We start from the raw sequence: 9,881 nt of genomic DNA, 5'->3' as shown, positions 1-9,881 counted from the left end.
GGAATTTTCAAATTCAAAGGAAGGAACCCCGGCTTTTGCCTCCATCCCATGCCTTATGGTCCATTATTCTCGCTGGAGGGGAGGGGAAACGAACGCGTCCGTTTATTAAACAAATGCTTAGGAGGCTACACTAAACCTAAGCAGTACTGAACATTCGTGGGAACCGGTCGATGCTCCAACACACCTTGGGCCGGACGGATCGCCTCGGGACCCCTCATCGAAAAATCAGGGTGGTGGCTCAAAGCCATCAAGGGTTCGCAGGTGAAGTTTTAGGGAGGCAGCGGACAGGACTAGTGATTCCTGAACCGACGATGGGCTCAATCCTGCCTGGAGTCCTCATATTTAATCTTGGGTTTGACCAATCGGTCTGATTCCCACCCTCTCCCACTCATTGTTGCAAACTTCAACAGTTCTCCAATAATTCCTGTAGCGTTTTTGCCCAAGGGACAATAGCCTGCTTTGTCCCATTCCCTCAGAACCCATTATGAAAAAAGAGATTTCCCCAGAGGCTTTCCCCTGGCATAACCCTCGCTAGAGAAAGATGAGCAGGACCATATCCATTCAGGGACAGGTGAAATGTTTCTAGGGCAAAGGAAGTGCAAGTGGAGAGCAGGCAGAAAAATGTTAAGCCATTAGACGGTGTTTCCTTCTGTGGAAATGAGCCGTGAAGACCGGTAACGACTTTCTGCCTCGCGGGTGAAAGGTAATAGTATGTATCGGATTTTAGATGAAAGTGAAGATGGAATTGTGGGAATACGGGTTGAGGGTAAATTGTCGATCGAAGAGTATGATCTATTGAATGCATACTTGGAAAAACTGATGCAAGATGTTGGGCCGATTAATTTCTTATGTGATATGGCAAACTTTGAGGGCCTGAATGGGCAAGCCTTATGGGAGGAGATGACCGATCATCTTCGGCACGTTCAAGAGTATCAACGAATTGCGTTGGTGGGGAATCGACGATGGTTAAAGTGTGGACCAGAGGTTTCTGTTCCCTGGCCCAAGGCCCAATTGAAATGTTTTACCCCAGATCAGACTGACGAGGCCTGGCATTGGGTAAAGGGATGAGATCCTCAAAACCATTACCCATTGGCTCGAGCTGGGCGGCAGAGAATTCGACCGTGAATGAGTTTATGCGATCTTGGATGAACAGCCGTTTGAGTTGAAACCCCTCCTTCTCTTCAGTCGACGAGGCCATGGTTCAGCGAGATCCTTCGTTTCGCTCAGGGACAGAGGAAGATGTCATGTCCGGCATGGTAAATCGGGATTCTATTGAAGGCCCTAGGGACTTTTTTCCGGGTTACTAGGGGAAATCCTAGTTCCTTCCCTCTGTGTAATGTTTTACAAAAGACCTGGGATGAAGGGGAAGGACCCTATTTTTCTTTGGCATTCATGACCCAAGGAGGGGAATAACATGCTGAGCACCCAGGCTAATCCGTTGTGGTCCATTGTCTTAGCTGGTGGAGAAGGGGAAAGGACCCGCCCGTTTATCGAGCAATGGTTGGGCGGTCATAAGCCCAAGCAGTATTGTACATTTGTCGGAAAACGATCCATGCTCCAACATACGCTGGATCGGGCAGACCGATTGGTAAGACCTGAACATAAAGTCACGGTGATCGGTCGGAATCATCGGGATTTTTTGAATAAAGCCATGGAGAGGGATAAGCCTGGACACGTTATTGTTCAGCCACATAATTGTGGAACGGCCGCAGGAGTGTTTCTTCCGCTGACCTTTGTTCGAGCATGGGACGCTGATGCCACGGTAGTTATTTTCCCATCCGATCATTTTGTCTTTCCGGAAGCTCGTTTTATCGAGACGGTCAGGAGAGGGATTCGCGCGAGTTATTTTCTCCAGGATCGTTTGATCCTTTTTGGCGCTTCTCCTTCACATCCCGAATTGGACTATGGGTGGATCAACCCGGGCGAAGTCCTGGGCTGGAGCAGTGGGTCTTGTATTCGCCTGGCTGGTTCCTTTCTTGAAAAACCAGACCCCATTGAAGGAAAACAGGCAATGGCAAATGGCGCTCTTTGGAATACGTTGGTGATGGTGGCCAAAGTGAAAACTCTCTGGAAACTTGGTTGGCAACACCTTCCGGTTATGATGGAGCGGTTTGAAGGGTTGGGAACGACGATTGGGACGGTGCATGAAAATGAGACGCTTCACGAGATCTATCAAGAAATGCCTGTCCTGGACTTTTCTCGTGAATTGCTTCAACGGATTCCTGAGCATCTGGGAGTGATGGAATTCGAAGAAGTGCTGTGGAGCGATTGGGGACAACCCGAACGCATTGTCCAGACCCTCAAAACTCTGGGAAAAGAACCTGCATTTCCTTCCGATATTTTACAAAGGTCCTTGGCTCCCATATATGCAAGTCCTCACGTGGAGGTGGCGTAATGGCAAAAAAACCATCGAGTCAACCATCCGATACACCCCAAAAGTCCCCCTCAGCCGCCAAGTTCAAGAGCGTATCGAGAAAAAAGACTTCTATGAGAGAGGACCCTTTAGAGGTCCAGGAGAGCATGGTCCCTGGTAGCAACGATTCCATAAACTCTCAAGCTATCAATGGGAATGTGCATGCGCGTATCACCCAGCGGGCGTATGAATTATTTCACTGTCGAGGCGGGCACCATGGGCAGGATCTCGATGATTGGTTCGTTGCCGAGAAAGAGATATTAGCCAAAAACATATCATCATAGTCCAGGAGGTCTGTTCATCAGCTGAGTTGCAGTAATCCCCGTTCGCACATCTTTCCCTTTTGGTCTGAATGTCGGCCCGGTTTCCCGGAATATTTCTTCCCTGTTTGTGTAGGTAAATTGTGGTTGGCCCAAAACAATGTCGCTTTTACTCCTTCTTAAGAGGAGGTGTTTATTTGATACCCAGGAAGATGTACTGTGGTTTCATCTTCATCTCGTTAGTCCTACCAATCGGAGGGCTTTGCAAGTCTTATTTGGTTTCAAGATCAGGGATGCGAACAACTTCAGGCTCAGGATTATCTTCAACAACGGGAAAAAGACAAAATTCAACTACAACAACGGAATCGAAAAAAAGAGTAGCTTGAAAAACACGGAAGGAACCGGGAGCGGGAGGGCAAAAGAATTCATTCCCAAAAACCAACCGGGAAAGGCAAACCTCCACGAATGGGGAAAGGGTGCGCGGTATGGGGCGTCAAGGACGGAAAGCAGCAAGACCTTCTTTCCGGCTGAAATGGATGAACAAAAAAATCCATGAGCCAAAGGTTTATGCGCAGAACAATTAGAGCCAAGCGTTCATCACGTACGCATTGAAAGGTCCTGTTCCCGTTCATCAGTATCCCTTCACGTGCGTAACCCCTTCCCGGATTTTGTTGGACTGATTGAGAGGCTGACTCCTGAGAGAGAATTTGAATGTCTCCTTCTCAAAGGAGAAATGATGCGTGGTTCAAGAGGGGCCCTGATAATATTGGGAGTTTTTGGTTTATCCACTCTGGGGTGTTTATCTACGCCATCAGTGAGTGGAGAGATGAGCCCTTGAGCGCAATGGTATGGCAGAAAGCTAATGGTAGATATACCGCTTCCTGAACCTTTTCTAAAAGGTGAAGTCTTAGCCGGTTTTTCCAGTCAGAATTGTTGAGGATTCGACCTTTCACTGACCACATGATTGTCCTAAGACTCCGGCACACCTCAGGTCTATTGAGTTCTTAGTATCTCGTGGGGATGTTGGACGCATGAGGCCTCTCACCCGATTGTCCCTCCCTCCTTTCCCGAGTATGGCATTTCTATCCCCAAATGTGAAAAATATGGGCAACACCTACCGGACCATGCGTAGCTTCATGAAGATCAAAAAATAGTCTGGTAAGGCGAAAGGGCTCTCAATAAGGAAGTGGGTTGAGTAGCCATCCACAATGAGTTTCCTGTTGAGTCGAGCGGGATAGATCTCCGGGGAAAACGAATATGTCTTGGCCCATTGCGAATTCATGCCGATCCACCGAACGCTATTTGTCTCATCCCGTCAAAGTCGGGAACAACCCTTTTAACCCGTTGGCAATAAATTCCACCGCGATGGCGGCCAGGATGAGTCCCATAATACGTGTAAAAATATTTATGCCCGTCTGACCTAAACGCTCAGAGATCCAAGGTGCCAAATGTAACGCTGTCCAAATGCATAGGCCGACCGCAATGATCGCAAGGGCAATAAGGGCTTCATGAACCCAGCCGGTTCCTTTGTGGGCCTGCAGCACGACGGTGCTCAACGAACCGGGTCCCGCTAATAAGGGGGTAGACAGCGGGACGATGGCAATGCCCTGTTTCCTGTTGAACTCTTCAGCTTCTTCTTTGGTTTGCACCGTGGGGCTCAATTCTGCCTGGAGCATGGAAATGGCCATGAGTAGGATGAGAATCCCGCCGCCCACCCTAAAAGAACTCACGCTGATCCCGAAAATTGCGAGTACCCCTTCTCCTGCGACCAAAGCTACTAACAGAATCAAGGTCGCGGAGAATGATGCAATCCTGGCAATCTTCTGTCTGGATTTCATGTCTTCATCAGGGGTCAACGCGATGAAAATGGAGATAGCCCCCAACGGATTGATGACGGCTAACAGCGCCACAAAAATTTTTAGGTATTCAGTATAATCAAACATCGGATAACCATGTTATTTGTTCCTCCCATACTCTTGGGTATCAGGGACATGTAACGTCCTAAATCCTCACTTCCACAAAAAGCATGAGCTTCGATGGGTCATGACATCGATAGCCTGTATTGGAAAGAGATACCTCTCATCATAAAAAAAATAGAAAAATTTAAGCTAATTCTACCTTGCCGGATTGTCATGCTTGTGGCCTGCTGCTGCACTGGTTTTGCTGTCTTGGGATCGTTCGTGGGTGGCTCGGCTATTTGTCCTCCATGTGGGGCCAATGGAATTGAGAAAAGAAAATACAGGAAAGGGAGACATAAGGTAAACTGGAGTTGGGAAGTCGGTTTCTTTTGTTATGGGTCGAAAGGAGCGCAATGATGAAAGTGTTGTTGGCGGTAGAACAAACCCGTATTTCTGAAGGGGCCATTCAGATCCTCAGCAAGTTGACACTGCCCAGTGGTTCCGATCTGTTTCTTCTTCATGTGAACCCCATCCCTCAAAAGATTACGGGTCTGGCGAAGGAACGGATTTTGAAAATCTCCCAGCAGGTACAAGAGGTTCAAAAACAGGCGCTGGAACAGGCACGTCAGTTTCTGGGTAAGGTCGAAAAAAGACTGAGTCACCAGAATGTGCATGTGTTTCCTCTTGTGAAAAAGGGCTTTCCTGGAGAGGAAATTTTAAAAACCATTCACACGAAATCCGTCAATCTGGTGGTCCTTGGATCACGTGGCTATTCCAAAGCGGCAGGGTTTTTACTCGGGAGTGTGAGTCAATGGGTGTTACAGGAAGCGCCTTGTTCGGTGTTGATCGCTCGCCCCATGGCTCGGGAGAAAAAGGCTGTTCGAGGCATGAAAATTCTCCTGGCTACTGATGGTTCTGCCGATTCGCGTGCGGCCGTCGACTTTGTTGAAACCCTGGCATTACCTCCTTCCTCACAGATCACCCTTCTCCATGTCGTCAAAAAGCATGTATTCGAAACCGAACAAACGTTGATTGCCGACAGCAAGCATGAGGATGAATTTGCAAAATTGGCTGAAGAACTCTTGGCGATCCGGGGTCGGGAAGGGGCGAAATTGCTTGACCAGGCTCGAAAGGCCTTGAGTGCTGATGACCTTCACATTCAGGAGCGTTTGGTGTTTGGCAATCCTGGAGAAGAAATTCTTAAAGCTGTTCGATATGTGCGAGCTGATCTTGTTGTCATGGGATCGCGTGGCTCGACCGGAGTGAAGCGGGTGTTTCTGGGCAGTGTGTCCAACAAGGTTGCCCATAGTGCCGGATGTTCGGTGGCGGTCATTCGTCATTAAAAGAAGAGGGGGATTTTCAGAAATCTGGGCAGGAAAGCTCCTTGTTGTATCAACATTATCCTGGTGCCAACAGAAGTGGAGAGCAGAATAGCCCTATTTCTCACTCCCTCACCCGACACCGTATCCACTCGGCTGTGGGCATTGTAGAAGAGTTTGACAATATTCATCTGTGAATAAAGGCACGTGTCATGAGCATTCGAAATTTCAAGTACCTGTTTAAGCCTCGTTCTGTTGCGGTGATCGGTGCGTCAAATCGGCCTCATCGAGTAGGACGTGTCGTGATGCAGAATCTCCTTAAAGGAGGATTTCAGGGTCCTATTATGCCGGTGAATCCAAAGTATCAAGCCGTGTGCGGAGTGCTGGCCTATCCCAATGTGCAGGCCTTACCGATGAATCCTGATCTAGCCATTCTTTGCACTCCTCCCGATACCATCACTCCGTTGCTTGAAGAATTAGGAGAACGCGGAGTCCGGGCTGCGGTCATTTTGACAGCCGGCATGAGGCCGGACCCATTAGAGAGGGAGAGTGAGACCGAGTGGACGCGTATGCTAAAAACGGCACGAAATTTTGGGATGCGCCTTCTTGGTCCGAATACGATCGGCCTGCTTATTCCCGGTACGCATCTGAATGCCAGTTTTGCGCATTTGGAGGCGCTCCCCGGATCGCTGGCGTTTATTTCCCAGTCGGGTGCACTCTGCACGGCTGTCTTGGATTGGGCTCGCTCTCAGGGAATCGGCTTTTCCCATTTTTTATCTCTCGGGGATAGCGCCGACATCGATATGGGCGATGTTCTGGATTATCTTGGCAGCGACCCTAATACCCGGGCCATTCTTCTGTATATCGAATCCATCTCACAGGCGAGAAAGTTCATGTCTGCCGCCAGAGCTGCCGCTCGAAATAAACCGGTGTTAGCGATTAAAGGCGGCCGACATCCGGAAGGGGCTACGGCCGCCAGTTCACATACCGGAGCGCTTATTGGTCGTGACGAGGTCTACGAGGCGGCATTCTGCCGGGCCGGAATTTTGCGGGTGTTTGAAATCGATGAATTGTTTGATGCGGTGGAAACACTAGAGCGTGCGCGTCCATTGCAGGGAGAACGATTAGCGATTGTTACGAATGGGGGCGGGCCGGGAGTCCTGGCCGCCGATGCCTTTGCCGAAGGGGGTGGTTCTCTCGCCCGCTTGTCAGAGGCCACCATTCAAGAACTCACAGCTCTTTTGCCGGCGAGCTGGTCTCGCGGAAATCCTGTCGACATTGTCGGGGATGCGAGGGCGGAACGCTATGCTCATGCCTTGACCAGTGTCCTGAACGCTCCGGATGTGGATGCGGTCATCGTGACCCATGCCCCCACGGCAGTGATCACCAGCGAGGAGGCCGCATTGGCGGTGGTGAATGCGGTTCGAGAATCGTCCTCCAAGAAAAATGTGTTCACCAGTTGGCTGGGAGGCCAAACAACCGTTCAGGCCCGCCAACTGTTTGCCGAAGCCCATATTCCCACCTATGACACTCCGGAAAAGGCCGTGCGGGCGTTTCTTCATCTCATTGACTACTCTCAGCGCCAAAAAATGTTAATGGAAATCCCGCCTTCTATTCCTCATGAATTTCAACCGGTTTCCTCTTCAGCGAGATTGGTGATTGAGCAAGCCCTTGCGCAAGGGCGATCTCTGTTGAATGAACCGGAGGCCAAGGCGATTTTAGCCGCCTATGGTATTCCAACTGTGGAAACGCATATTGCGTCGACCTCTGAGCAAGCCATTCGCTTCGCGGAACAGGTGGGGTTTCCGGTTGCGGTGAAAATTCTTTCTCCCGACATTACCCATAAAACCGATGTCGGCGGTGTGGTACTTGATGTGGAATCTCCCAAAGTTCTTGAGACCGCGTTTCAGGGAATGAAAGATCGGCTCCAGCAAATCCATCCTGGAGCGGAGATGCATGGAGTGACGGTACAGGCGATGGCGCGACGGCCTGGCGCCTATGAATTATTGGTTGGTGCGACGGTTGATGCCGCGTTTGGCCCGATTATTGTGTTCGGTCAGGGTGGCATCGCGGTCGAACTGTTGCGGGATCACGCGATGGCGCTCCCTCCTCTGAACATGAAATTAGCGAAGGACCTGATTCACTCGACAAGAATCGCCTCCTTATTGCAGGGATTCCGGACACGCCCAGCCGTCGATCTTGAGGCCATTTGTCTGACCTTGATTCAAATTTCTCATCTTGTGCAGGACTTTCCGGAAATTGTGGAGCTGGATATCAACCCGCTTCTCGCCGACCAGAAAGGGGTGCTGGCGTTAGATGCCAGGATGAAGATTGCGCCTTCTCGCATTCCAGGTCCCCACCATCTTGCCATTCGTCCCTATCCGCAAGAACTCGAGGAATGGATCACGCTTCGATCCGGAGAAACAGTGTTATGCCGTCCTATCCGGCCTGAAGATGAACCTGCCCATCATGAATTTATTGACCGATTAACTCCGGAGGATATCCGATTTCGCTTTTTCGGGCTTATTCAAGAGTTGCCACATTCTCAAATGGCCCGCTTTACGCAAATTGACTATGATCGGGAAATGGCGTTCATTGCGATTCGGACGTCTGAAGGAAAACGTGCTGAAACACTTGGCGTCGTTCGGACTATCAATGATGCCAACAATCAAAACGCGGAATTTGCCATTGTGGTGCGTTCGGATATGAAAGGGCAGGGCGTCGGGCGAGAATTATTGGAGAAAATGATCCGGTATTGCCGAAAAAGAGGAACCGAGCGACTCATCGGACAGGTCTTAACGGACAATACCGGGATGCTGGAGTTGGCGCAGCGAACCGGATTTACAAAAAAACTTACAGTAGAGGGAGACGCAATGGAGATTACCCTGAATCTCACCTCCGGATGAGCGTCTGAATAATGGAGAGAGATTGTTTGCAAGATCGCTGCTCCATGAATAATTTTTAGCTAATCAAAGCAGCAGACTCGATTCACAAATATCTCAAGCATCCGGAGGAAATCATTATGTATATACAATTAACCTCACCGGATCACGTGATTGCCATGCATCTCAGTGGCAAATTGACGGGTAACGACATCAAAAAGTATAAGATCATTCTTGATGAAAAACTGAGCAACCATAATCACCTGAGTGTTGTGGTTGACTTCACTGGCTTGTCCGATATGAACGCCGATGCACTCGTTGAGGGTACGATGGCCGATCTCGAACTTCTCAGCCATATCAATCAATTCACCCGCTTCGCCTTTATTACGGACAAGGAATGGCCGCAAGTCCTGGTCGGCTTCATGACCTCAATATTTCCGACCGTGGAGATGAAGGTGTTCCCGCATGGTGAGAGTGATGAGGCCTTGAAGTGGGCATCGGAATTGCCGAAAGCACGCAAATCCCAACCTCCGGCTTTCCGGTTCCTCCCCACATCAAAGGACGATGTCTTGGCCTTTGAGATTAATGGAGTGATATCGGCGAAGGAAATGCCCGAGGTCATTGAAAAATTCGAACTGTTTCTGGAGCGGCACGAGAAGGTGCGGTTGCTCAACCGGATTAAACATTTCGGCGGCATCGATCCGGCAGTATTCATGCAAAGTGGCCTGGTATCGATGAAGCTGGCCGCCATGGAGAAAGTCGAGCGCTACGCCATCGTCGGTGCGCCAAGTTGGATGGGCTAGATCATTGAGACCGCCAATCCCGCGTTTGCGGATATGGATATGCGCACATTTGCCGAAGATCGGGAGAATGAGGCCTGGGCGTGGCTGGGCGCGGAGCCAGTCGCATAGCCCCCTAGACGGTTGATAGCAAATGTATCTTGAGAAACCAGAAACATGATATGGATAACCGCCATGGGTGTGGGATGTTCAAGTATGAGATCACTCAGCGTCCTGATGGTTTGCCTCCTTAGCTTACCGATCATAGGCTGTACGACTGTTGGTCCGGACTATGTCCCGCCCAAACCAAACACCCCCGAAGCGTTTAGC

General features: G+C 49.9%; 7 protein-coding genes. 6 read left to right on the top strand and 1 reads right to left on the bottom strand.

Annotated features, from left to right (window positions below):
- The first annotated feature begins 170 nt into the window (after window positions 1-170).
- The 3 genes from AAH187_RS02840 (at window position 171) to AAH187_RS02830 (ending at window position 2,395) form a co-directional block, all read left to right on the top strand.
- Entirely contained in the window at window positions 171-371 is a 201-nt protein-coding gene (locus tag AAH187_RS02840) for a hypothetical protein (RefSeq protein WP_342346917.1), read from the top strand.
- Between the two features lie 340 nt (window positions 372-711).
- A complete protein-coding gene (locus AAH187_RS02835; protein WP_342346916.1) occupies window positions 712-1,068 on the top strand; it encodes an STAS/SEC14 domain-containing protein in 357 nt (118 codons plus the stop codon).
- 346 nt (window positions 1,069-1,414) lie between these two features.
- Window positions 1,415-2,395 (top strand): sugar phosphate nucleotidyltransferase, encoded by a 981-nt coding sequence (locus AAH187_RS02830; protein ID WP_342346915.1) that lies wholly within the window; start codon window positions 1,415-1,417, stop codon window positions 2,393-2,395.
- A gap of 1,585 nt (window positions 2,396-3,980) precedes the next feature.
- On the opposite strand, the gene AAH187_RS02825 is transcribed toward AAH187_RS02830, so the two are convergent.
- Window positions 3,981-4,616, bottom strand: a complete 636-nt coding sequence (locus AAH187_RS02825) for a YchE family NAAT transporter (RefSeq protein ID WP_342346914.1) — start codon at window positions 4,614-4,616, stop codon at window positions 3,981-3,983.
- Window positions 4,617-4,984: 368 nt separating this feature from the next.
- On the opposite strand from AAH187_RS02825, the gene AAH187_RS02820 reads away from it, so the two are divergent.
- The 3 genes from AAH187_RS02820 (at window position 4,985) to AAH187_RS02810 (ending at window position 9,575) form a co-directional block, all read left to right on the top strand.
- Entirely contained in the window at window positions 4,985-5,914 is a 930-nt protein-coding gene (locus AAH187_RS02820; RefSeq protein WP_342346913.1) for a universal stress protein, read from the top strand.
- Window positions 5,915-6,102: 188 nt separating this feature from the next.
- Window positions 6,103-8,796, top strand: coding sequence for a bifunctional acetate--CoA ligase family protein/GNAT family N-acetyltransferase (locus tag AAH187_RS02815; RefSeq protein ID WP_342346912.1), 2,694 nt, complete (start codon window positions 6,103-6,105; stop codon window positions 8,794-8,796).
- Between the two features lie 155 nt (window positions 8,797-8,951).
- Window positions 8,952-9,575, top strand: a complete 624-nt coding sequence (locus AAH187_RS02810) for an STAS/SEC14 domain-containing protein (RefSeq protein WP_342346997.1) — start codon at window positions 8,952-8,954, stop codon at window positions 9,573-9,575.
- Window positions 9,576-9,881: the final 306 nt, after the last annotated feature.

Source organism: uncultured Nitrospira sp. (assembly GCA_902500695.1).
Classification (GTDB): Bacteria; Nitrospirota; Nitrospiria; order Nitrospirales; family UBA8639; genus Nitrospira_E.
The sequence above is the reverse complement of the archived record's forward strand: the minus strand, read 5'-3'. Positions and strand labels throughout refer to the sequence as shown.